Annotated in this window: 19 protein-coding genes; 9 read left to right on the top strand and 10 right to left on the bottom strand. The window is 67.7% G+C overall.

What is annotated here, in order from left to right; all coding sequences use genetic code 11:
- Nucleotide 1: 1 nt before the first annotated feature.
- Nucleotides 2-931: a LysR substrate-binding domain-containing protein gene (locus KHY18_RS12675; RefSeq protein ID WP_213300201.1), complete on the bottom strand. Its 930-nt coding sequence runs from the start codon at nucleotides 929-931 to the stop codon at nucleotides 2-4.
- A 210-nt stretch (nucleotides 932-1,141) separates the two neighbouring features.
- Between KHY18_RS12675 and KHY18_RS12670 the strand changes: the two genes are divergently transcribed.
- Genes KHY18_RS12670 through KHY18_RS12655 form a run of 4 tightly spaced genes read left to right on the top strand, consistent with a single transcriptional unit; the run spans nucleotide 1,142 to nucleotide 6,088 of the window.
- On the top strand, nucleotides 1,142-2,125 hold the full coding sequence (locus KHY18_RS12670; RefSeq protein WP_213300198.1) for a Bug family tripartite tricarboxylate transporter substrate binding protein: 984 nt from the start codon (nucleotides 1,142-1,144) through the stop codon (nucleotides 2,123-2,125).
- A 40-nt stretch (nucleotides 2,126-2,165) separates the two neighbouring features.
- The gene (locus KHY18_RS12665) at nucleotides 2,166-3,539 is read left to right on the top strand and encodes an MmgE/PrpD family protein (protein WP_213300195.1); all 1,374 of its coding nucleotides are present in this window, start codon (nucleotides 2,166-2,168) and stop codon (nucleotides 3,537-3,539) included.
- Nucleotides 3,540-3,543: 4 nt separating this feature from the next.
- Nucleotides 3,544-4,968 (top strand): M20 family metallopeptidase, encoded by a 1,425-nt coding sequence (locus KHY18_RS12660; protein ID WP_213300193.1) that lies wholly within the window; start codon nucleotides 3,544-3,546, stop codon nucleotides 4,966-4,968.
- Between the two features lie 37 nt (nucleotides 4,969-5,005).
- The gene (locus KHY18_RS12655) at nucleotides 5,006-6,088 is read left to right on the top strand and encodes an asparaginase (protein WP_213300191.1); all 1,083 of its coding nucleotides are present in this window, start codon (nucleotides 5,006-5,008) and stop codon (nucleotides 6,086-6,088) included.
- Nucleotides 6,089-6,094: 6 nt separating this feature from the next.
- Here KHY18_RS12655 and KHY18_RS12650 read toward each other — a convergent pair whose 3' ends face one another.
- From KHY18_RS12650 to KHY18_RS12640, 3 genes are all read right to left on the bottom strand, one after another.
- A complete protein-coding gene (locus KHY18_RS12650) occupies nucleotides 6,095-7,267 on the bottom strand; it encodes an iron-containing alcohol dehydrogenase (RefSeq protein WP_213300189.1) in 1,173 nt (390 codons plus the stop codon).
- Nucleotides 7,268-7,338: 71 nt separating this feature from the next.
- The gene (locus tag KHY18_RS12645) at nucleotides 7,339-8,304 is read right to left on the bottom strand and encodes a Bug family tripartite tricarboxylate transporter substrate binding protein (protein WP_213300187.1); all 966 of its coding nucleotides are present in this window, start codon (nucleotides 8,302-8,304) and stop codon (nucleotides 7,339-7,341) included.
- A 109-nt stretch (nucleotides 8,305-8,413) separates the two neighbouring features.
- Nucleotides 8,414-9,430 carry a fumarylacetoacetate hydrolase family protein gene (locus KHY18_RS12640; RefSeq protein ID WP_213300185.1) on the bottom strand — a complete coding sequence of 339 codons (1,017 nt, stop codon included), beginning with the start codon at nucleotides 9,428-9,430 and terminating at the stop codon, nucleotides 8,414-8,416.
- Nucleotides 9,431-9,543: 113 nt separating this feature from the next.
- Between KHY18_RS12640 and KHY18_RS12635 the strand changes: the two genes are divergently transcribed.
- From KHY18_RS12635 to KHY18_RS12625, 3 genes are all read left to right on the top strand, one after another.
- The gene (locus KHY18_RS12635) at nucleotides 9,544-10,326 is read left to right on the top strand and encodes an IclR family transcriptional regulator (RefSeq protein ID WP_213300183.1); all 783 of its coding nucleotides are present in this window, start codon (nucleotides 9,544-9,546) and stop codon (nucleotides 10,324-10,326) included.
- 17 nt (nucleotides 10,327-10,343) lie between these two features.
- Entirely contained in the window at nucleotides 10,344-11,471 is a 1,128-nt protein-coding gene (locus KHY18_RS12630; RefSeq protein ID WP_213300181.1) for a DUF3108 domain-containing protein, read from the top strand.
- A 157-nt stretch (nucleotides 11,472-11,628) separates the two neighbouring features.
- Nucleotides 11,629-11,934, top strand: a complete 306-nt coding sequence (locus KHY18_RS12625) for a BTH_I0359 family protein (protein WP_213300245.1) — start codon at nucleotides 11,629-11,631, stop codon at nucleotides 11,932-11,934.
- A gap of 24 nt (nucleotides 11,935-11,958) precedes the next feature.
- Here KHY18_RS12625 and KHY18_RS12620 read toward each other — a convergent pair whose 3' ends face one another.
- Nucleotides 11,959-13,029 carry an AbrB family transcriptional regulator gene (locus tag KHY18_RS12620; RefSeq protein WP_213300180.1) on the bottom strand — a complete coding sequence of 357 codons (1,071 nt, stop codon included), beginning with the start codon at nucleotides 13,027-13,029 and terminating at the stop codon, nucleotides 11,959-11,961.
- Entirely contained in the window at nucleotides 13,020-15,008 is a 1,989-nt protein-coding gene (locus KHY18_RS12615) for a putative bifunctional diguanylate cyclase/phosphodiesterase (protein WP_213300179.1), read from the bottom strand. Before KHY18_RS12615 ends, KHY18_RS12620 begins: the two co-directional genes overlap by 10 nt.
- Nucleotides 15,009-15,059: 51 nt before the next feature.
- Between KHY18_RS12615 and purU the strand changes: the two genes are divergently transcribed.
- Together purU and KHY18_RS12605 are read left to right on the top strand one after the other, a co-directional pair.
- On the top strand, nucleotides 15,060-15,908 hold the full coding sequence (purU, locus tag KHY18_RS12610; protein WP_213300178.1) for a formyltetrahydrofolate deformylase: 849 nt from the start codon (nucleotides 15,060-15,062) through the stop codon (nucleotides 15,906-15,908).
- Between the two features lie 8 nt (nucleotides 15,909-15,916).
- Complete coding sequence (locus KHY18_RS12605) at nucleotides 15,917-16,828, top strand: LysR substrate-binding domain-containing protein (protein WP_349630289.1); 912 nt, start codon at nucleotides 15,917-15,919, stop codon at nucleotides 16,826-16,828.
- A gap of 223 nt (nucleotides 16,829-17,051) precedes the next feature.
- Here KHY18_RS12605 and KHY18_RS12600 read toward each other — a convergent pair whose 3' ends face one another.
- The 4 genes from KHY18_RS12600 to KHY18_RS12585 are packed head-to-tail and all read right to left on the bottom strand — an operon-like array spanning nucleotide 17,052 to nucleotide 21,324.
- Entirely contained in the window at nucleotides 17,052-18,506 is a 1,455-nt protein-coding gene (locus KHY18_RS12600) for an FAD-binding oxidoreductase (RefSeq protein ID WP_213300177.1), read from the bottom strand.
- 2 nt (nucleotides 18,507-18,508) lie between these two features.
- Nucleotides 18,509-19,318 carry a 4-hydroxy-2-oxoheptanedioate aldolase gene (hpaI, locus tag KHY18_RS12595; protein WP_213300176.1) on the bottom strand — a complete coding sequence of 270 codons (810 nt, stop codon included), beginning with the start codon at nucleotides 19,316-19,318 and terminating at the stop codon, nucleotides 18,509-18,511.
- 36 nt (nucleotides 19,319-19,354) lie between these two features.
- Nucleotides 19,355-20,311, bottom strand: coding sequence for a hydroxyacid dehydrogenase (locus KHY18_RS12590; protein ID WP_213300175.1), 957 nt, complete (start codon nucleotides 20,309-20,311; stop codon nucleotides 19,355-19,357).
- Nucleotides 20,312-20,322: 11 nt separating this feature from the next.
- The gene (locus KHY18_RS12585) at nucleotides 20,323-21,324 is read right to left on the bottom strand and encodes a Bug family tripartite tricarboxylate transporter substrate binding protein (protein ID WP_213300173.1); all 1,002 of its coding nucleotides are present in this window, start codon (nucleotides 21,322-21,324) and stop codon (nucleotides 20,323-20,325) included.
- Between the last annotated feature and the right edge of the window lie 94 nt (nucleotides 21,325-21,418).

Below are 21,418 nucleotides of genomic sequence, written 5' to 3'. Positions count from 1 at the left end.
TTCAGGCCGCGCCCGTGGTCTGCGCCTGCAGCCACTGCGAGAACAGCTGCATCGCGGGCGTCTCGGCGCGGTCGCTGGGCCAGCGCAGGTAATAGGCGCGCGGCGCGACCCACTGCGTGCTGCTCATGCACACCAGCTTGCCGTCGTCGACCGCGCTTTGCGCCATGAAGTCGGGCAGCAGCGATATGCCCAGCCCCAGGATGGCGCCACTCACGGCCATCGACAGCAGCGCATAGCGCGGCCCCGCTGCCAGGTGGGCGTGCGAGACCGCGTCCGCGAGATCCGCGCATTCCAGCCACTGCGGCCAGGCTTCGGCGATGGTCACGCGGCGTATCAGCGGCAGCTGGCGCAGCAGCGCCACCAGCACCTCCCTATCGCCTTGCGCCAGCGCCTGGGCCTGGCCCGGCGCGAGCAATGACGGCGCGATGTAGGGCCGCAGCACCGAACGCATCACCAGGCGCGCATTGGTGTGGGCGTCGGCGCCCGCGCAGAAGTCGACCGACGCGTCGTCTTCGCTGTGCGCGAAATCCACGGGCCCGACGCGCGTCGACAGGTTCAAGGTGATGAACGGGTGGGCCGTGAGGAAATGGTGCAGCCGCGGCATCAGCCAGTAATTGCCCAGCGTCGACGACACCGACAGGTTGAAGACTTCGCCCTTGCCTTCGGTGGCGATCATGTTTTCCGTGGCGCGCGCGAGCTGGTGCAGCAGCGGCGCCGTGGTCTCCCAGTAGCTGCGCCCGGCCGGCGTCAGTTCCAGCCCCGTGCGCCGGCGCACGAACAGGCTGCACTCGAGCTGCTTTTCCAGGCCCAGGATGTGGTGGCTCACGGCGCTTTGCGTCAGATGCATTTCGGCCGCGGCCTTGGTGAAGCTCAGGCAGCGCGCCACGGCGTCGAGGCAGCGCAGCGCGGTGATCGATGGATAAAGATTCATGGATTAGTTATTTCGATGCAGACACCGAAATACATCATAGCCAACCAAGGGCTAACCCGCACATTTGGCATGCGGTTTGCAAGAAGAATCACAGTCATCCAGGCCGCGCACCAAATTGATCATCGATTTATTTGATTCATTGAGCGTTTCAGGGTTGGCGTGTCGCGTCCTCGGGCGCACCTTGGTCCCCTATCACTTCAAGGCTTCTTCATGTCTGTCATCGCTTCACTCCGCAAGGTTCGCCGCACGGCGGCAGTACTCGCTCTCGGCGTTCTGGCCGTCCAGGCCGCGCACGCCGAGTACCCCGATCGCCCGATCAAGTACGTGCTGTCGTCGGGCGCGGGTTCGGGCCCCGATTCGCTGATGCGCCTGGTGCTCGCCGAGGCCGGCAAGCATCTGGGAGCGACCTTCGTCATCGAGAACCGCTCGGGCGGCGGCGGCATCATCGCGCTGCAGGCCATCGCCAACGCCGCGCCCGACGGCTACACCGTGGGCCACGGCAACACCCAGACGCTGGGCATCAACCCCAGCCTGTCGCCCGCGGGCAAGCTCGAGGCCGACCGCATCCAGCCCATCGTGCAGATGGGCTACACGCCCAACCTGCTGTCGGTGCGCAACGGCCTGCCCGTGAAGTCGGTGAGCGAACTGATCGCCTATGCCAAGGCGCATCCGAACAAGCTGGTCTACGGCTCGGCCGGCAACGGCACCTCGGGCCATGTGGGCACGGAGCTGTTCAAGAACATGGCAGGCATCGAAATGGTGCACGCGCCCTACAAGACCGCGCCCGCGGCCGTCAACGACGTCATGGCCGGCCATGTCGACGTGGTGTTCGACAACCTCGCGGGCAGCATGAGCCATGCGAAGAACGGCAAGCTGCAGGCGCTGGCAGTGACCGGCCCCCGGCGCAGCGCGCTGCTGCCCGACCTGCCCACGGTCTCCGAAGCCGGCCTGCCCGGCTACGAAGTCGTCGCCTGGTCCGGAATCATAGGCCCCAAGGCCTTGCCGCCGGCCATCGCCCAGAAGATCAACGCGGCGATCAACAAGACGCTCAAGGAGCCTTCGATCATCAAGGGCATGCACGACCTGGGCTACGAAATCGTCGGCGGCACGCCCGAGCAGTTCGCCGCCATGGTCGCCAAGGAACGCGCCAAGTGGGCCGACGTGATACGCAAGTCGGGCGCTAAGACCGACTGACGCCCCCTCTCTCTTTCCCTCTCTCTCCCCCAAGCCATCTATGAGCATTCTGAACACCCTCGCGGACTGGGTCGTGTCGCGCAACAAGGTCTGGAGCGAAGACGCGCTGGCGCGCGCCGAGCATGCGATCGCCGACACCCTGGCCTGCATCATCGCGGGCAGCGCCGACCCGGTCAGCACCAAGGTGGCCGCGGCCGTCGCCGATCTGGGCACGGGCCCGGCCTCCGTCATAGGCACGGCACGCAAGACCGCAGCGCCCTGGGCGGCGATGGTCAACGGCACGGCCGCGCATGTGCTGGAGATCGACGACAACTTCTACCCCGCGCTCACGCATGCCTCGGCGATTCTGGTGCCCGCGCTGCTGGCCGTGGCCGAGGAAATCGACGCCAGCGGCGCCGACATGGTCGACGCCTATATCGTCGGCCTGGAACTGCACGCGCTGCTGGGCCGCGGCGTCAACCGCTCGCACTACTTCGCGGGCTGGCACCCGACGGCCACCGTGGGCTGCATTGGCACGGCCGCGGCCTGCGCGCGGCTCATGGGCCTGGACCATGCGGCGACGCTGGCCACGATGAGCCTGGCCGTGAGCATGGCCTCGGGCAACAAGGCCCAGTTCGGCACCGAAGCCAAGTCGTTCCAGTGCGGCATGGGCGCGTCGAACGCCGTGGTCGCGGCGCGCCTGGGCGCGGCCGGCGTCACCGCCAACCCGCAAGCGCTCGAAGACCCGCAGGGCTTTCTCGCGCTCTACGGCGGCCCCGCGCCGCGCGGCTGGGACGACGCGCTGACCAAGCTCGACAACCCGCTGGCGATCGAAGCCTTCGGCCTCGCGCCCAAGCAGCATGCCTGCTGCGGCTCGGCGCACAACACGCTGGACAACATTCTCGACCTGCAGCGCGCACACGGCTTCACGGCCCACGATGTCGCGGCGATCGACGTCACCGTGGGCGCGAGCAACAAGAAGAATCTGCGCTATGACGACCCGCAGGACGAATTCCAGGCGCGTTTCTCGCTGCACTACAACGTCGCGCTGATCCTGCTGCAGGGCCGCTGCACCCTGGCGGATTTCACGCCCGAAGCCGTGCAGCGCGAGGATGTGCGCGCGCTGATGGGGCTCACGACCATGCACGCGCGCGCCTTCGAAGACGAGCCCAAAGACCCCGACGACCGCCCGCCCCACCTGCTGCAGCTCACGCTCAAGGACGGCCGCGTGCTGCGCACCGAGCGCGTGTTCGCACACGGGCTGATACAGGACCCGTTCACCGACGCGGAACGGCTGCAGAAGATAGAACAATGCTGCGCTCCCGTGCTGCAGGCCGACGCCTATGCGCGGCTGCTGCCCCAGCTGCAGAACCTGCGCGCCGTCGCTTCGGTGCGCGCGCTCGCGGCGCTGTGCGCCCGGACCGCAAAGGACTGAGACCATGGCACACGAAAAATCCCGAGCGCTGGCCGACGTCCAGCAGGCTTTCGACAACGGCGGCTTTCTGCGCGAACTCGAACGCCTTGTGGCCTACCGCACCGTCAGCGGCCCGGGCGCCTCGGAAGAAGAACTGCTGCGCTACTACGGCGAAGTGCTGGAACCCGGCCTAGAAGCCATGGGCTTTGCCTGCCGGCGGCTCGACAACCCCGTCGCCGGCGGCTCGCCTTTCCTGCTCGCCGAACGCATCGAATCGGCCGACGCGCTCACGGTGCTCAGCTACGGCCATGGCGATGTGGTGCCGGGCCAGGACGAGCAGTGGGACCCAGGCCTGTCGCCCTGGACCGTGGTCGAGCGCGACGGCGCCTGGTACGGCCGCGGCGTGGCCGACAACAAGGGCCAGCACCTCGTCAACCTCACGGCGCTGCGCGCGGTGCTGGCCGCGCGCGGCGGCAAGCTGGGCTACAACCTCAAGCTGCTGTTCGAACTCGGCGAGGAGCGCAGCTCGCCCGGCCTGCGCGAAGTCTGCCGCGCGCATGCGCCGGCGCTGGCCGCCGATGTGTTCATCGCCTCGGACGGCCCGCGCGTGAGCCGCGACCAGCCCACGCTGTTCATGGGCTCGCGCGGCTCGGCCATCGTCGAGCTGCGCTGCGCGCCGCGCGAAGCCGCGCTGCACTCGGGCAACTGGGGCGGCATCATGAAGAACCCGGCCGTGGTGCTGACCAATGCCATCGCCACCATGGTCGACGGCCAGGGCCGCATTCTCATCGACGGCCTGCTGCCGCCGCCGATCTCCGACTCGGTGCGCGCCGCGCTGTCGAAACTGGTCGTGACCAGCGCCAGCCTGGGCCGGCAAATAGACGACGAATGGGGCGAGCCCGGTTTCTCCGCGGCCGAGCGCCTGCTGGGCTGGAATGCGCTGGAAGTGCTGACGCTGCAGGCCGGCAATGCGGCCAAGCCGGTCAACGCGATTCCGCCGACGGCCGTCGCCCACCTGCAGCTGCGCTTTGTCGTCGGCACGGCCTGGAAGGAGATCGCCGCCATCATGCGCGCCCACCTCGATGCCCAGGGCTATGCCGACGTCGAAGTGCAGTTCGTGCGCGGCTCGCCCGCGACGCGGCTGGACCCGGCCAACCCCTGGGTGCGCTGGGCCGCGGACGCAATCGAGCAGGTCACGGGCGAGGCGCCCGCGATCGTGCCGAATCTGGGCGGCACGCTGCCCAACGATGCGTTCGCCGAGATCCTGGGCCTGCCCACGATCTGGATTCCCCACTCCTACCCCGGCTGCCGCCAGCACGGCCCCAACGAACACCTGCCCCAGGCCATCGTCCAGCAGGGGCTGGCGATCATGGCCTCGGTGTTCTGGGAACTCGGCGAAGCCGCGGCCGCCGACGCAAGGCGCGCACATGCGGGCGCGACTTTTGCGTGAGCCCTTCAGACATTCACTTTCATTTTCTGTCCCCGTCATGAACACCAAGAAACTTCTTGCCACCCTGCTCGTCGCCACGGGCGCCTGCGGCTTTGTCGCTCCGCTCGCGGCCCAGGTCGTCGCCAAGCCCAATGTGGCCGTGCTCGCCACCGGCGGCACCATCGCCAGCCGCGGCGCGAACAGCCTCGCGCTGACCGACTACGGCAAGGGCGCGGGCCTGGCGCCCGTGGGCATACAGGCCCTCGTTGCGGCCGTGCCCGAAATCGAGAAATTCGCCACCATCAGCGGCGAGCAGGTGTTCAATGTCGGCAGCTCCAAGCTGTCGATAGAGAACTGGCTCGCGCTGGCCCAGCGCACCAACGAAATCCTCGCCTCCAAGGACGTGGACGGCGTGGTGATCACGCATGGCACGGACACGCTCGAAGAGACCGCGTATTTCCTGAATCTGGTCGTCAAGAGCAGCAAGCCCGTGGTGCTGGTCGGCTCCATGCGCCCCAGCACCGGGCTGAGCGCCGACGGCCCGCTGAACCTGGTCAACGCGGTCGCACTCGCGGCCAGCCCGGCGGCGCGCGACAAGGGCGTGATGGTCAGCATGAACGACGTGATCTCCAGCGCCTTCGGCGTGATGAAGACCAATACCACCAATGTCGCGACCTTCCGCAGCCCCGACGGCGCCGAGCTGGGCTACATGCAGAACGCCGTGCCGGTGTTCATCTCCGCGCCCGCGAAGAAGCACACGGCGCACAGCGAATTCGACATCGGCGGCCTGAAGTCGCTGCCGCGCGTGGACGTCAACTTCACCACGCTGGGCTCCGACGGCCTGCTGGTCGACGCCGCCGTGGCCGCGGGCGCCAAGGGCATAGTGAACGCCGGCCTGGGCCATGCGAACATGCCCGTGGCCACGATGAACAGCCTGGTCGCGGCCAAGGCCAAGGGCCTGGCCATCGTGGTCGGCTCGCGCGTGCCCACGGGCATCGTCACGCCCACGGGCCAGTTCACGCAGGCCGGCTTCGTGAGCGCCATGATGCATTCGGCGCAAAAATCACGCATCCTGCTGATGCTGGCGCTCACCAAGACCAGCGACCCGCAGCAGATTCAGCGCATCTTCAACGAGTATTGAACCCGTTCAGATCGCCAGACCCAGGATTTCGCGCGCCTTGGCCGCATCGATATTGCGGTGCTCCGAAAGCGCGACCATGCCGTGCTTTTCGAGCTGGGCCACGGCCGCGTCCACGGCTTCGGCGCCGAGGTCATAGTCCGACAGCCGCGTGGGCACGCCCAGGCCTTCGAAGAAGTTGCGCGTCTGCGTGATCGCGGCGTTGATGCGGCCTTCTTCCGAGCCTTCGGTGATGCCCCACACGCGCTCGGCGTACTGCAGCAGCTTGGCGTGCTTTTGCTCGCGGCGCGCGTCCATCATCGCGGGCAGCACCACGGCCAGCGTGCGTGCATGATCTATGCCGTAGAGCGCCGTGAGTTCGTGGCCGATCATGTGCGTGGCCCAGTCCTGGGGCACGCCCGCGCCTATCAGGCCGTTGAGCGCCAGCGTCGCGCTCCAGACCAGGTTCGCGCGGTCGGCGTAGTCGGGGGTTTCGCTGTCGACGATGCGCGGGCCGATCTCGATCAGCGTCTGCAGCAGGCCTTCGGCGAAGCGGTCCTGCACGCGCGCATCGACCGGGTAAGTGAGGTATTGCTCCATGGTGTGCACGAACGCATCGACCACGCCGTTGGCGAGCTGGCGCGTGGGCAGCGTATAGGTCTTGGTCGGGTCCAGCAGCGCGAATTGCGGAAACAACAGGCGGTTGGAAAACGGCAGCTTCGCGCCTTCGGCCGCATGCGTGAGCACGCCGCCGTTGTTCATTTCGGAGCCCGTGGCCGGCAGCGTCAGCACCACGCCAAGCGGCGCGGCCTGGCTCACGCCGCGCCCGCCCTTGCGCACCAGCTCCCAGGCGGCGACGGGGTCGGTGCCGGGAAGGCGCACGGCCGCGGCGATGAACTTGACGGCGTCGATCACCGAGCCGCCGCCAACGGCCAGCAGGAAGTCGAAGCCGCCGTCCTGGAACTGCGCGACGGCGCGCATCGAGGTTTCGAGCGTGGGGTTGGGTTCTATGCCGGAAAACGTCGCATGGCGGCGCGCGCCCAGCGCGGCGCGCACTTCGGCCAGCGTGCCGTTCTTCTCGGCGCTGCTGCCGCCGACGACGATCAGCACCTGTGCGTTCTCGGGCAGCAGCTTGCCGAGCTTGGCGATCACGCCGTCACCGAAAACAATGCGCGTGGGGTTGCTGAAATCAAAATTCTGCATCGTGGCTCTCCTTGGAATGGGGTGGCGCAGCCTGCGCTGCGCGCAACCACCATTCTGTCAGGACAGCACGCTCAGTCGAGCTTGATGCCGGCCCGCTGTATGACCTCGCCCCAGCGCTTGGCTTCGGCGCGCGCCATCGCGCGGAACTGCTCGGGCGTGCCGGGCAAGGCTTCCATGCCGAAGTCCTGCATGCGCTTGGCCACGGCCGGGCTGGCCAGCGCCTTGTTGAGTTCGGCGTTGAGGCGCTGGACTATGGGCGCGGGCAGGCCCTTGGGCGCAAGAATGCCCTGGAAGGCGAAGACTTCGGAGTTCGCCACGCCGGCTTCGGCCAGCGTGGGCAGCTGCGGCAGATTGGCCATGCGCTGGGCCGAGCCTATGGCCAGCGCGCGCACCTTGCCCGCCTGGATGATGGGCAGGCCCGCGGCCAGATCGATGAACATGCACGGCACCTGGCCGCCCATCACATCGGCCACGGCCGGCGCCGCGCCGCGATAGGGAATGTGGGTCAGGAAAGTGCCAGTGCGGGCCTTGAACATTTCCATCGCCAGGTGGTGCGGCGAGCCGTTGCCGGGCGAGGCGTAGTTGATCTTGCCGGGGTTGGCGCGCGCGTACGCCAGGAATTCCTGCAGCGTCTTCGCCTCGAACGCCGGATTCACGACCAGCGCCAGCGGGAAGCGGCTGATGCCGCCCACATAGGTGAAGTCCTTTTCGGGGCTGAACGGCAGCTTGCTGAACAGGTGCTCGTTATAGGCCAGCACGGCGTTGTCGGCCGACATGATGGTGTAGCCGTCGGCCTTGGCCGTGGCCACCTGCTGGGCGCCGATGTTGGTCGAGGCACCGGGCTTGTTCTCGATGACGATGGTCTGGCCCAGGCTCTGGCGCATGGCTTCGGCCACGGTGCGCGCGAGCACATCGGTGCCGCCGCCTGGCGGATAGGGAACGATCCAGCGTATCGCCTGGTCGGGCCAGTTTTGGGCGTATGCGAGCGGCGCGGCGGCAGCGGCCGTCATCGCGGCCAGAAAATGTCTGCGGTCCATTTTTTTGTCTCCTGGGGAATGATCCGGCCGCGCCATAGCGGGCCGGGGAACGAGGGCTTGCTGCGCTGGCCGGCAACTCTGCGGTGCCGGTCCTGCCCGCCCACGGGTGTCAGTCGGCGGATTCGGGCGCGGCGATCGTCTGATCGATGGCGCCGAAAATGCTCTGGCCGTCGCGGCCCTTCATTTCGATGCGGATGGTGTCGCCGAACTTCATGAATTCGGTCACGGGAGCGCCGGTCTGTATGGTCTCGATGCAGCGCTTTTCGGCGATGCAGCTGTAGCCCTTGGGCCATTGCATGGCGCTGCCTTCGCCCACGCCCTTGTTGCTCACTGTGCCGCTGCCGACGATGGAGCCGGCGCGCACATTGCGCGTCTTGCAGATGTGGGCGATCAGCTGGCCGAAGTGGAAAGTCATGTCGGGGCCGGCGTCGCACATGCCGACCTTGCGGCCGTTCCAGATCGATTGCAGCGTCAGGTGGAGACGGCCCGCGTCCCAGGCATCGCCCAGTTCGTCGAGCGTCACCGCGACCGGACTGAAGGCCGTGGCCGGCTTGCTCTGGAAGAAGCCGAAACCCTTGGCGAGTTCGGCGGGAATCAGGTTGCGCAGCGACACGTCGTTGACCAGCATCACCAGGCGAATGCCCTGCAGCGCCTGGGCGGGCGTGCTGCCCATGGGCACGTCGGTGGTGACCACGGCGATCTCGGCCTCGAAATCGATGCCCATGGCTTCGCTGGGCACGACCACGTCGTCGCAGGGGCCGATGAAATCATCGGAACCGCCCTGGTACATCAGCGGGTCGGCGTAGAACGTGGCCGGCACTTCGGCGTTGCGCGCCTGGCGCACCAGCTCCACATGGTTGAGATAGGCCGAGCCGTCGGCCCACTGGTAGGCGCGCGGCAGCGGCGCCATGCACTGCTCGGGATTGAAGGCGAACGCATGCGGCGCCTTGCCCGCGTTGAGCTGCTGGTACAGGTCCTGCAACTGCGGCGCCATGAAGGTCCAGTCGTCGAGCACCTGCTGCATGCGGCTGGCAATGCCGGTCGCATAATGGGCCAGGCCCAGATCGCGGGAGACAACAACCAGTTGGCCGTCGCGCGAGCCGTCTTTATAAGTAGCGAGTTTCATGTGGCTGGAACTTCAATGGCGGGGACAAGAAGGCGCGGCCTGCAAGGGCGGCGATCGAATTACGCTTGGGTAAATGAGTTTACCTAAACAAAACAATTTGGATTTTAGTGCATATGGAAAAGGAACGCGCAGGCATTCAGTCCGTCGAAGTCGGTTTTGCGCTGCTGGAAGGCCTGGCGCGCGCGCGCGCGCCGCTGATGCTCAAGGAAGTCGCGGCCTCGGCCGAGATGAGCGCCGCCAAGGCGCACCGCTATCTGGTGAGCTTCCAGCGCCTGGGACTGGTGACGCAGGACAGCCGCACGTCGCGCTATGACCTGGGCCCGGCCAGCCTTAAGCTGGGCCTGGCCGCGCTCACGCGCCTGGACCCCGTGCGCCTGGCGCGCGAACGCATGCCGCTGCTGCTCGAAGCGCTGCAGCACACGGTGGCGCTCGCGGTCTGGGGCAACCACGGCCCGACCATCGTGCATTGGGAAGAGTCGGCGCAGTCGGTGACGGCCAATCTGCGCCTGGGCGATGTGATGCCGCTGCTGTCGTCGGCCACGGGCCGCTGCTTTGCCGCATATCTGCCCACGGAACTGACCCAGGGCATGCTGGACGCCGAAATGCAGCGCGCACGCCAGATCGGCCGCAGCGACCTGCCGCTCACGCCCGCGGGCGTGCGCGCCATGCTCGATGAAGTGCGCGCCCACGGTACGGCGCGCGTGGTCGACACGCTGCTGCCGGGCATCGTCGCTTTCTGCACGCCGGTGTTCGACTCGTCGGGCCACATCGTGATGGGCATCACCACGCTGGGCTCGGTCGCGACCTTCGATCCCGCCTACGGCGGCGCGATCGACGCCCAACTGCGCGCCACCGCGCAACAGCTCTCGGCCGATCTCGGCCACGCGAGCCGCTGAGGCCCAGGGCGCACGCCATGCGAACACCGGTACTGCTGCCCCTGACCGCCGCGGTGCTGGCCGCGCACGCCTGGCTGCTGTGGGAGCTGCCCGCATGGTCCAGCGCTGGCGCCACTCCGGCCCCGGAACAAAAAGCCCCCGCTTTCACGACGCGCAGCATTGCACCGCCTGCGCCGCCACCCCCTGCAGCGCCGCCGCCCGTGGCCAAGCCGCCCCCACCCGCGCCCCGCCCCCAGGCCAGACCGCGCCCGGCGCCCGTGAGCGCGGAGCCGGCCAGCGCCGCGCCTGCGCCGCAAGAACTTCCCGAGGAGACTCCCGACGCTGCACCTCCGGACCCGCAGGCGGAAACACTGGCCGCAGCGCCGGCCGAAGAAGCGCTGCCACCGCCTGCGCCGCCCCCTGAACCGCCAGCTCCTGCAGAACCGCCGCCGCCGCCCCGCCCCGAAACCCTGCAAGGCGTGCAGCTGGTCGCGCCCGACGGCCAGCCGGTCGATGCGCAGCTGCCCGTGAAGCTGCCCCCGCCCACGCTGCTCTCGTTCGATGTGTCGGGCCAGGCCAAACGTTTCGACTACCGCGCCAGCGCCGAGCTGCTGTGGCAGCACGACGGCCACAGCTACCAGGTGCGCCAGCAGATCAAGGCGTTTCTGGTCGGCACGCGCGCCCAGGCCAGCAGCGGCCAGATCACGCCCGCGGGCCTGGTGCCGCAGCGCTTCAGCGACCAGAGCCGGCGCGAGAAAAGCGCGGAGTTCGACTTCGCGGCCGAGCAGGCGCGCTTCACGCCCGCGGCCCCGCCCGCCCCCATAGGCCCGGGCGCGCAGGACCGTATCAGCGTGTTCCTGCAGCTGTCGGCCATGCTGGCCGCCGCGCCCGAGCGCTATGCCGCCGGCAGCGAAATCACGTTCACCACGGTGGGCAGCAACGATGCCGAGCGCTGGACTTTCCGCGTGCACGAGACCGAGACGCTGGAGCTGCCCGCAGGCGCGCTGCCCGCGCTGCGGCTCGAACGCCTGCCGCGCCATGCGGGCGATCAGCAGGCGACGCTGTGGCTTGCGCCATCGCTGGGCTATCTGCCGGCGCGCATACGGCTGACCCAGGCCAACGGCGATTTCGCCGATCTGCGCCTGCAGGCGCACGCCGCGCCCTGACGCAGGACGAAACGCCCGACGCCGCACGGAGATCGAATCCGTGGAATACTGGTGTCCAGGGCCTTTTGCCGGCGACCCCGCCGGCGGCTCTTGAAGTCTGCTGCCTTGCAGCCATATGACTGTCAACGGCAAGACTTTGCAACAGGGGGGGATCACCATGCAAACGCTATACGACTCTGACACTTTTGCGGTGCTCCATATCCGGCCCGACCTGCCGGAATTGGCCGAGGGCGAAACCGCTCCCGCGCAAGAGCTTCACCACGCACAGATGCAGATGCCACGCCACGGTTTTGAAATCGTTGACAAGCGTTCCGGCAAAGAGGTCTACCTCGACGGCTCCTGGGCCGAAATGTTCCAGAAGATCATTCTCGGCTGGCAACAGCAGACACCGACCCAGGAAGAAGTGGAAAGCACGCTCGACAGCTACGCCGGGCTCGCGCAGAACCCCGTATTGGTGCACTGAGCATACGGCTCACGGGAGGTGGCTCTATGCCGCCTGGCCCGCCGACTTGTAAAGCCGGCGGTACAGCGGCTCGACCACCAGCAGCACCGCCATCAACCGGCACACCTGCAGCGCGGTCACCACGGGAACACCCAGCTGCAGCACCTTGGCGGTGATCGCCATTTCGGCGATGCCGCCTGGCGCCGTGGCCAGCACCATGGTCACCCAGGGCAGGCCCGTGGCCCAGGCCATCGCGGCCGCGAAGATCGCGCACAGCGCCATCAGCGCCAGGCTGCCCAGCGCCACCGTTCCCAGCCACACCGGGGCGTTGCGCAGGAAGTCGCGTCTGAAGCGCACGCCCAGGCTCACGCCTATCAGCAGCTGCGCAGCATTCATCATCCATTGCGGCACGGCCGACAGATCGAGCCCCAGCATCGCCAGCCCCATGGACGCGAGCAGCGCGCCCAGAAACCAGGGATTGGCGCGGTCCAGGCGCAGCATCAGCCAGGCGCCCAGACCCGTGCACAGCGCCAGCAGCGCCAGGCCGGGCCAATGCACCACGCGCACCGAACCCCACTCGCCCGAGCCATGCAGCCCGCTCCATTGCAGGGCGAACGGAATCAGCACCGTGACGATCACCAGCCGCAGGCTGTGGCTGGACGCGACCAGCTCGGTGCGCGCGTTCTCGCGCTCCGACAGCAGCGTCATCTCCGACGCCGCGCCTATCGAGCCCGCGAAATAGCAGGTGGCGCGCAGTTGCTGCGCGGGCACGTCGGGCATGCGCGGCGCGTGCACGCGGTACAGCCAGGCGCCGAACAGCCAGCCCAGCCACAGCGCCCAGACGATGCCCAGCAGAATGACCCACCACATGCTCGCCACCAGCGCGGTCACGGCGGGCGTGAAATAAAGCCCCAGCGCCGCGCCTATGGTCCATTGCGCGGCATTGCGCGCCTTGCCCCAGCTCGCGGTCTGCGCTCCGCCCATGGAGGCCAGCGAAGTCGCGATCAGCGGGCCCAGCATCCAGGGCAGGGGAATCGTCCACCACACACACAACTGGGCTGCGACCCAGGCGCCGACGGCGGTCAGCAACACGCGCAGCGGGAAACTCACGCGCATAGGTCAGGCACCGGCGCCACCAGCGGCCCCTCGCTGCTCTTGCGCAGCAGCGCCTCGAACGCCTCGGCCGGCAAGGGCCGGCTGCACAGATAGCCCTGGAACTGATCGCAGCCGCGCTCGCGCAGGAAGTCGAGCTGCTCGGTGGTTTCCACGCCTTCGGCCAGCACCTTGAGGCCCATGCTGTGGCCCATGGCGATCACGGCCGCGCTGATCGCCATGTCGTCGCCGCTTTGCGGAATGTCGCGAATGAAGCCCTGGTCGATCTTCAGCACATCGATGGGAAAGCGCTTGAGATGGGCCAGCGACGAATAGCCCGTGCCGAAGTCGTCGATCGCCAGCCGCAATCCCAGGCCGCTGAGCTTGCGCAGCACCTGCAAGGCCTCTTCGGGTTGCTGGGCCAGCGCGCTTTCGGTGATTTCGAGTTCGAGCTGCGTGGCCGGAAAACCCGCGTCGGCCAGCGCCGCCTGCGTGCTGCCGACGATGTCGGTCAGCATGAACTGGTGCAGCGACACATTCACCGCGAGCGTGATTTCAGGCAGATCGAGCGCGCGCCAGCGCTGGCCCTGGCTACAGGCTTCGCGTATCACCCATTCGCCCACGGGGCCGATCACGCCCGAGCTTTCGGCCACGGGAATGAAGCGTGCCGGCGAAATCAGGCCTTCGACCGGATCGAGCCAGCGCAGCAGCGCTTCGGCGCCAATCAGGCGGCCGCTCGCGATATCGATCTGCGGCTGGTAGTAAAGGCGCAGATGGCCGTCGGCCAGCGCCTGGCGCAGCCGCGCCTCGAGCTCCAGGCGCTCGCGCGCGGCCTGGGTCATGTCTTCCTGGAAGAAGCACCAGGCGTCGACGCCGCTGTGCTGCTTGGCGACATGCACGGCCGAATGCGCGCCCTGCAGCAGGCCTTCGGCCGTGCCCGCATGCCGCGGATAAAGGCATATGCCTATGCTCACGCCAGTGATCACTTCCATGCCATCGGGCGTATGCCAGGGCTGGGCGGCAGCCGCGATCAGCCGCTGGGCCAGATGCGCGGCGTCGCCGTCGCTGCCCAGATCGAGCGCGGCCACGGCGATCTCGTCGCCCGCCATGCGCCCTATCAGATCGCCAGGGCGCAGCGCCGCCTGCACGCGCGCCGCGACATGGCACAGCACCTGGTCGCCGACCGCATGGCCGTAGCTGTCGTTGAAATCGCGCAGGCGATTGATGTTGATCAGCAGCACCGCGAGCTGACTGGACGGGGCACCGGCGGCCACCAAGGCCTTTTCGAGCCGGTTGCCGAACCAGGCGCGGTTGTCGAGCCCGGTCAGCGGGTCCTTGCGCGCCAGGTATTCGAGGCGTTTCTGCTGGGCTTTTTCCGCGGAGATGTCGGTGAACATGCTGACGTAATGCGTGACGCGGTTGGCGCTGTCATACACCGCGCTCAGCGACATGCGCTCGGGAAACACTTCGCCGTTCTTGCGCCGGTTCCAGATCTCGCCCTGCCAGTGGCCGGTGCTGTTCATGCTGTCCCACATGGCTTCATAGAAGGCCTGGCCATGGCGGCCCGACTTGAACAGGCGCGGCGTCTGGCCCAGCATTTCCTGTTCGGTATAGCCCAGAAGGCGCGTGAAGGCCGCATTCACCGACAGGATCTTGCTGTTGGCGTCGGTCACGATCACGCCTTCGATGGTGTTGTCGACCACGGTCGCGGCCAGGCGCTGGCGTTCTTCCTGCTGGCGCTGCAGCGCCGCACGGCGCAGCACCTCGGCGCGGCGCACGGCCTCGGAGCGCAGCAGGCGGCGCAGCAGCCAGCCGGCCATCACCGCGTTCAGAAAGATGGACACATAGCCCTGCCAATCCTTCCAGCGCGCGACCTGGGCTGCATCCTGGGTCCAGTGCATCAGCAGCCGCTCGCTGCCCGCCAGCCACAGCAGCGCGGTCAGCGTATACAGCGCCAGAATCCAGTACGGCCAGGTCGGTTGGGCTGCGCCCTCTTTATGCATGTATTTCCTCAATCCACAATCGACGGCCCTTGCTGCGACAATCGCAGGGCTATGACCCAAGCCTACATTCTTACCCTATCCTGCCCCGACCGTCGCGGGCTGGTGCACGCTGTTTCGGGCTTCCTGCTCGAACAGGGCGCCAACATCGAAGAAGCCGCGCAGTACAACGACGGCGCCACCGGCCTGTTCTTCATGCGCGTGCAGTTCGTCTGCACCGACACCGACGCAGCCACGCTCAAGACGGCGCTGGCCGAACTCGCGGGCCGCTTCGAGATGCGCTGGAGCCTGCATTCCCGCTCGGAAAACATGAAGACCGTGCTGCTCGTCAGCAAGGAAGGCCACTGCCTCAACGATCTGCTGTTCCGCTGGAAGTCGGGCCTGCTGCCCATCGACATCCGCGCCATCATCAGCAACCACCGCGACTTCTACCAGCTCGCGGCGAGCTACAACGTGCCTTTCCACCATATTCCCGTCACGGCGGCGACCAAGGCCCAGGCCGAGGCGCGGCAGTTCGAGATTATCGAGGCAGAAGGCGCCGAACTCGTGGTGCTGGCGCGCTATATGCAGGTGCTGTCGAACGACCTGTGCATCAAGCTCTCGGGCCGGGCGATCAACATCCACCACAGCTTCCTGCCCAGCTTCAAGGGCGCCAAGCCTTACTACCAGGCCCATGACCGCGGCGTGAAGCTGATCGGCGCCACTGCCCACTACGTCACTGCCGACCTCGACGAAGGCCCGATCATCGAGCAGGACGTGGCGCGCGCCGACCACACCGACACCGTCGAGGACCTCACGGCCCGCGGCCGCGACACCGAAAGCCAGGTGCTGGCGCGTGCCGTCAAGTGGCACAGCGAACGCCGCGTGATCCTCAACGGCCACAAGACCGTCGTCTTCCGCTGATCGACGTCGTGGCCGCGCCCGCTCCCAGTCCGGTGGTGCCCAGAGCGGTGGCGGCCAGGCGCATTCCGCCTATCCAGTGCCTGCTGACCTTCGAGGCGCTGGCCCGGCTGCGCAGCGTGACGCAGACCGCCGAGGAGCTGTGCGTCACACCCAGCGCCGTGAGCCACCGCGTGCGCCAGCTGGAACAGATGCTGGGCAGCCGGCTGTTCGGGCGCGCCGATTTTTCGCTGACCAGCGAAGGCAGCGCCTATCTGTCGCATGTGCGTGAAGGGCTGGGTGCGCTGCAGCGCTTTCCCGGCGGCGCGGCCGTGCCCGGGCGCAAACGCCTCAAGCTCGCGGTGACGCCGACGTTCGCGCGCTGCATGCTCATTCCGCGGCTGAGCCAGTTCACCGAGGCCTATCCCGAAATCGATCTCGAACTGCATGTGAGCATTCCGCTGCTCGACGTGGTCGCCGAAGACGCCGACCTGATCGTGCGCTTCGGCCCCGGCCATTACGCCGACATGGAACATGTGGAAATCGCGCGCGACGTGATGACGCCGCTGGCCTCGCCGGCGTTCGTGCGCGCCCACGGCCCGTTCGAACATCCGGCCGACATGGAAGGTCTGCCGCTGCTGCGCAGCCCGCTGGAGCCCTGGCGCGGCTGGTTCGACGCCGCGGGCCTGGCCTGGCCCGAACCCGTCGAAGGCTCGCAGTTCCACGACATAGGCCTGCTGTGCGACGCCGCCGCCGCTGGCATGGGCATAGCCCCCGTGCGCCTCAAGCTGGGCGCGGCCTGGATCGACAACGGCACGCTGGTGCGGCTGTTTCCGCTCGACGTGGCGAGCCCGCATGCGCATTATTTATGCTGGCATACGGGGACCATGGATAGGTGGGAGTGCTCTGCCTTTGCGCAGTGGCTTAGTCAAGCCGTTTCCTGACTACAAACGCCCCAAACCGTTCGCCCTGAGCCTGTCGAAGGGCGTTTCAGGGCGCAATCTGCGTTTGAGAACTGCGCAGCAAAAAAGAGATTTGCATCCATAGAAGGTGGCCGTTCATCCTTCGACAAGCTCAGGACGAACGGGAGAGCAAACGTCACGCCAAATCAAACCGCACGCCCTCAGCAGACTTGCGCAAGCCTATCGCAGGGCGATCTGTGGCGCGTTACGCCGCCCCCTCCGGCACCGGCAACACCTTCCCCGGATTGAGCAAATTGCGCGGATCGAGCGCGCGCTTGATCTGCCACATCAGTTCCAGCTCCACGGGCGACTTGCACTCCAGCAGGTCGTCGCGCTTGGCCACGCCTATGCCGTGTTCGGCCGAGATCGAGCCGTTCTGGCGCGTCGCCAGGCCGTCGACCGCGTGCGAGACGCGCACGTAGTTTTCCGCCAGAAACTCCTTCGCCGGCGCGCCCTTGGGGCGCAGCGGGTTGAAGTGCACGTTGCCGTCGCCCATGTGGCCGTAGATCACCATGCGTGCATCGGGCGCGAGCGCCAGCACCTGGGCCGAGGCGTCGGCGATGAAGTCGGCGATCTTCGACAGCGGAATGGAGATGTCGCACTTGATGCTGCCGCCTTCGCGCGTCTGGGCGTCCGAGATCTCTTCGCGCAACTGCCAGAACGCGCGTGCGTCGGCGATGCTCGCGGCGATCGCCGCGTCGGTCACCAGGCCGCGCTCCATGCCTTGTTCGAGAATCGACATCAGCGTCGCGTCCAGGCCTTCGGCGTCGCTGCCCGAAGTCAGCTCTATCAGCACCATCCAGTCGTGCGCGCTGGGCAGCGGCGCGCTGAACTGCGGCATCGATTCGAGCACCAGCGTCAGCGCCGGGCCCGAGATCAGCTCGAACGCCGTCACGGACTGGCCGGCGGCGCGCTTGGCTTCGGTCAGCAGCTCCACGGCCGCATGCGGGTCCTTCACGGCGATCCAGGCGACGGCGCTGGCGCTAGGCAGCGGCATCAGCTTGAGCACGGCGGCGGTGATGATGCCCAGCGTGCCTTCCGAACCGATGAACAGCTGCTTGAGGTCGTAGCCGGTGTTGTCCTTGCGCAGTCCGCGCAGCGACGAATAGATGCGGCCGTCGGGCAGCACGGCTTCTATGCCCAGCGTCAGATCGCGCATGTTGCCGTAGCGCAGCACGGCCGTGCCGCCGGCATTCGTCGAGAGATTGCCGCCGATCTGGCACGAGCCTTCGGAACCTATGCGCAGCGGGAACAGGCGCCCGGACTCCTCGGCCGCGGCGCGCGCGGCCTGCAGCGTCACGCCGGCCTGCAGCGTCATCGTGTCGTTGACGGTGTCGAGTTCCTGCACCTGGTTCATGCGGCGCAGATTGAGCACCACGGCATCACCGGCGGCGTCGGGCACGGCGCCGCCCATCAGCGAGGTATTGCCGCCCTGCGGCACCACCGGCACGTTGTTCTTGAAGCACAGCGCCAGCACTTCGCTGACCTGCTGCGTGTTCGCCGGCAGCACGACGGCCAGCGCCTTGCCGTGGTACAGCTTGCGGTAGTCGGTGGTGAAAGGCTGCATGTCGCTGGCGACTTCAATGCAGGCTTTCTCGCCGACGATGGCGCGCAGGCCTTCGAGCACCAGCGCTGGGGAAATTTGGGAAGTCGAGGACATGTTCAATAGGCTCCGCGGGAATCGGCAGGGGCCGCTGTTTCGGCCGGCTTGCCCAGGAAGTCGCCGGCCAGGCTGCGCGCCGCCTTGGCGTACAGCAGCACATCGACCCCCACGGCAACGAAAGTGCAACCGAGATCGAGATAGCGGCGGGCCAGCGCCGGGTCGGACGTGAGTGTACCGGCGGCCTTGCCCGAAGCGATGATGGTGCGCATCGCATTTTCTATCGCGGCCTGCACTTCAGGGTGACCGGGACGTCCGCGAAAGCCCATGGACGCGGCCAGATCGGCCGGGCCTATGAACACGCCGTGCACGCCATCGACCGCGCAGATTTCTTCGAGGTTGTCCAGCGCCGCCACGGTCTCGGCCTGTACCAGCAGACAGATTTCGTCATCGGCGACATCGAGATAATCGGCGCGCGCGCTCCACTGCGAAGCACGCGCGACCGCGCTGCCGACACCGCGAATCCCCAGCGGCGGATAGCGCGTGGCCGATACAAGCGCGCGCGCCTGTTCGGCGGTATCGACCATGGGCACGAGCAGCGTCTTGGCGCCGATATCGAGCAGTTGCTTGATCAGCGCCGTATCGCCCTGCACCGCGCGCACCACGGGCTGGGCCCGGTGCGGTGCGACGGCCTGCAGCGCGCCCAGCGTCGACTTCAGGTCGTTGGGCGCGTGCTCGCCGTCGATCAGCAGCCAGTCGAAGCCGGTGCTGGCGCTGACTTCGGCCATGTAGGGATCCGCCATGGAAAGCCAGAGGCCGACCTGAGGCTGCTGAGCGGCCAGTGCGGCCTTGAAGGGGTTGTTTGCGGGCATGTGATCGGTGGGTGGAGTTCGGGCGCTAAGAGCGTCTCAGGCAACCCGGTGGAGGGCGGGCAATGGGGTGTGGGCCAGATGGTCCACGATATTTTGCGCGGTCATGGTGGAGACCTGCAGGGCGGCATCGCGCGTCACGCCCGCCACATGGGGGGTGAGCAGCACCTGGTCCAGTGCTGCCAGGGGATGGTCGGCGGGCAGGGGCTCGGTATCGAAAGTGTCCAGGCCGGCGCCGCCGAGCTGGCCGCTGCGCAATGCAGCGATGAGTGCGGTCTCGTCCACGACGGGACCGCGCGCGGTGTTGATCAGCAGGCTGCCGCGTGGCAGCAGGGCCAGCTCGGGTGCGCCGATCAGGCCCCGGCTGCGCTCGGTCAGCGGGCAGTGCAGGCTCAGGATGTCGAGTTGGGGCAGCAGGCGGTGCAGCTCGGCCTCGGTGGCAAAGCCGTCGGCCTGGCCCTGGGGCCGCAGCACCAGCACCCGCGCGCCCAGGGCGCTGGCCAGCTGCGCGGTCGCGCGGCCTATGCTGCCGTAACCGATGATGCCCACCGTGGCGCCGCGAAAGTCGCGACCCTGCCAGGTGCTGCCGGCCCATTCGCCGGCGCGCACCATGCGGTCGAGCTGCAGCAGCTGGCGCGTGAGCGCCAGCATCAGGGCCACGGCATGCTCGGCCACGGCGCCGGCATTGGCGCCGGGTGCCACGGCCACGGCAATGCCGCGCGCGCGCGCCGCTTCCAGGTCCACACTGTCCACGCCGGCGCCGTTCTTGGCCACGATGCGCAGCTGCGGCGACGCTGTCAGCACGCGGGCGGTGATGGGAGGCGAGCCGCGCAGCACGATGGCCTGCGCGCCGGTCTCGGCCAGGCGTGCGGCCAGCGCGTCTTCGGTGGGGCTGCCGGACAGAAAATGCACCTGGCCGCCGGCCTGCTCAATGATGCGTTGCGCGGGCTCGGCCCAGTGTGACGCGGTGACGAGAACGTGGAAGTGTGGGGACATGGGTGAAAAGCTCAGTCGATACGAATGCCTGCCGATTGGATCACCTTGCCGTAGCGGCTCCATTCGTCCGTGGTGAAGCTGGCCAGCTCCTGGGGCGAGCCGGCCCGGGTGCGCACGCCGAGCAGGGCGAATTTCTCCTGCACGTCAGGCAGCTTGAGCACCTGGGTGAGCGAGGCGTTCAGGCGCGCCAGCACGTCCTTGCCAGTCTTGGCCGGTGCGTACAGCGCATACCAGGCGTTGACCTCGAAGCCTGGATAGCCGGCCTCGGCGAAAGTGGGCACGTTCTGCAGCTCGGGCAGACGTGATGCCGAAGCCACGGCCAGGGCGCGCACCTTGCCGCTCTTGAGCAGCGGCGAGGCGCTGGTCAAGGTGTCCATGATCATGTCCAGCCGCCCGCCCATCAGGTCCATGGTGTGGGCGTTGCCGCCCTTGTAAGGCACATGGTTGATCTGCAGCTGGGCGCGCTGCTTGAACAGCTCGGCGCCCAGGTGCAGCGGCGATCCGTTGCCCGACGAGCCGTAGTTGAGCTGGCCCGGCTGCTTGCGCGCCGCCTCCACCAGGGACTTCAGGTCGGTGTAGGGCGAGTCCTGGGCCACGACCAGCACCAGGGGTACCACGCCGATCATGCCGATGGGCGCGAAGTCGGCCACCGCGTCGTAGCCGGGGCGGGCATACAGATGCGGGCTGACGGCATGGCTGGCCAGCGAGCCCAGCACCAGCGTATAGCCGTCGGCCTGGGCCTTGGCGGCCAGCGCGGTGCCTATGGTGGTGCCCGCGCCGGGCCGGTTGTCGATGACCACCGGCTGCTTGAGGTTCTCGCCCATCTTCAGGCCGATGAGCCGCGCCACCGCGTCGTTGGCGCCTCCGGCGGGATAGGGTACGAGCAGGGTGACCGGCTTGGCGGGGTAGGCGCTTTCGGCGTGGGCCAGCGGCACGACCAGCGGGCTGGCCAGGGCTGCGGCGCACAGCAGCAGGCCACGGCGGCTCAGTCGGGAAGAGGTGGAAGAATTCATGGTGCTTGTCTCCTGTTGTGATTGCTCTTGCGGCATGGGGTGGTTCCCCGGGTGCGCAGAGCCCCGCTCCATGCTGAGGGCTCTGCGTTGGATC

The sequence above is a fragment of the Acidovorax sp. CCYZU-2555 genome, from assembly GCF_018413525.1.
Classification (GTDB): domain Bacteria; phylum Pseudomonadota; class Gammaproteobacteria; order Burkholderiales; family Burkholderiaceae_C; genus Comamonas.
The sequence above is the reverse complement of the archived record's forward strand: the minus strand, read 5'-3'. Positions and strand labels throughout refer to the sequence as shown.

Excerpts from the sequence above, each read along its gene's own strand:
- KHY18_RS12675 (WP_213300201.1), bottom strand. The coding sequence starts at position 931 with ATGAATCTTTATCCATCGATCACCGCGCTGCGCTGCCTCGACGCCGTG.
- KHY18_RS12670 (WP_213300198.1), top strand. The coding sequence starts at position 1,142 with ATGTCTGTCATCGCTTCACTCCGCAAGGTTCGCCGCACGGCGGCAGTA.
- KHY18_RS12665 (WP_213300195.1), top strand. The coding sequence starts at position 2,166 with ATGAGCATTCTGAACACCCTCGCGGACTGGGTCGTGTCGCGCAACAAG.
- KHY18_RS12660 (WP_213300193.1), top strand. The coding sequence starts at position 3,544 with ATGGCACACGAAAAATCCCGAGCGCTGGCCGACGTCCAGCAGGCTTTC.
- KHY18_RS12655 (WP_213300191.1), top strand. The coding sequence starts at position 5,006 with ATGAACACCAAGAAACTTCTTGCCACCCTGCTCGTCGCCACGGGCGCC.
- KHY18_RS12650 (WP_213300189.1), bottom strand. The coding sequence starts at position 7,267 with ATGCAGAATTTTGATTTCAGCAACCCCACGCGCATTGTTTTCGGTGAC.
- KHY18_RS12645 (WP_213300187.1), bottom strand. The coding sequence starts at position 8,304 with ATGGACCGCAGACATTTTCTGGCCGCGATGACGGCCGCTGCCGCCGCG.
- KHY18_RS12640 (WP_213300185.1), bottom strand. The coding sequence starts at position 9,430 with ATGAAACTCGCTACTTATAAAGACGGCTCGCGCGACGGCCAACTGGTT.
- KHY18_RS12635 (WP_213300183.1), top strand. The coding sequence starts at position 9,544 with ATGGAAAAGGAACGCGCAGGCATTCAGTCCGTCGAAGTCGGTTTTGCG.
- KHY18_RS12630 (WP_213300181.1), top strand. The coding sequence starts at position 10,344 with ATGCGAACACCGGTACTGCTGCCCCTGACCGCCGCGGTGCTGGCCGCG.
- KHY18_RS12625 (WP_213300245.1), top strand. The coding sequence starts at position 11,629 with ATGCAAACGCTATACGACTCTGACACTTTTGCGGTGCTCCATATCCGG.
- KHY18_RS12620 (WP_213300180.1), bottom strand. The coding sequence starts at position 13,029 with ATGCGCGTGAGTTTCCCGCTGCGCGTGTTGCTGACCGCCGTCGGCGCC.
- KHY18_RS12615 (WP_213300179.1), bottom strand. The coding sequence starts at position 15,008 with ATGCATAAAGAGGGCGCAGCCCAACCGACCTGGCCGTACTGGATTCTG.
- purU (WP_213300178.1), top strand. The coding sequence starts at position 15,060 with ATGACCCAAGCCTACATTCTTACCCTATCCTGCCCCGACCGTCGCGGG.
- KHY18_RS12600 (WP_213300177.1), bottom strand. The coding sequence starts at position 18,506 with ATGTCCTCGACTTCCCAAATTTCCCCAGCGCTGGTGCTCGAAGGCCTG.
- hpaI (WP_213300176.1), bottom strand. The coding sequence starts at position 19,318 with ATGCCCGCAAACAACCCCTTCAAGGCCGCACTGGCCGCTCAGCAGCCT.
- KHY18_RS12590 (WP_213300175.1), bottom strand. The coding sequence starts at position 20,311 with ATGTCCCCACACTTCCACGTTCTCGTCACCGCGTCACACTGGGCCGAG.
- KHY18_RS12585 (WP_213300173.1), bottom strand. The coding sequence starts at position 21,324 with ATGAATTCTTCCACCTCTTCCCGACTGAGCCGCCGTGGCCTGCTGCTG.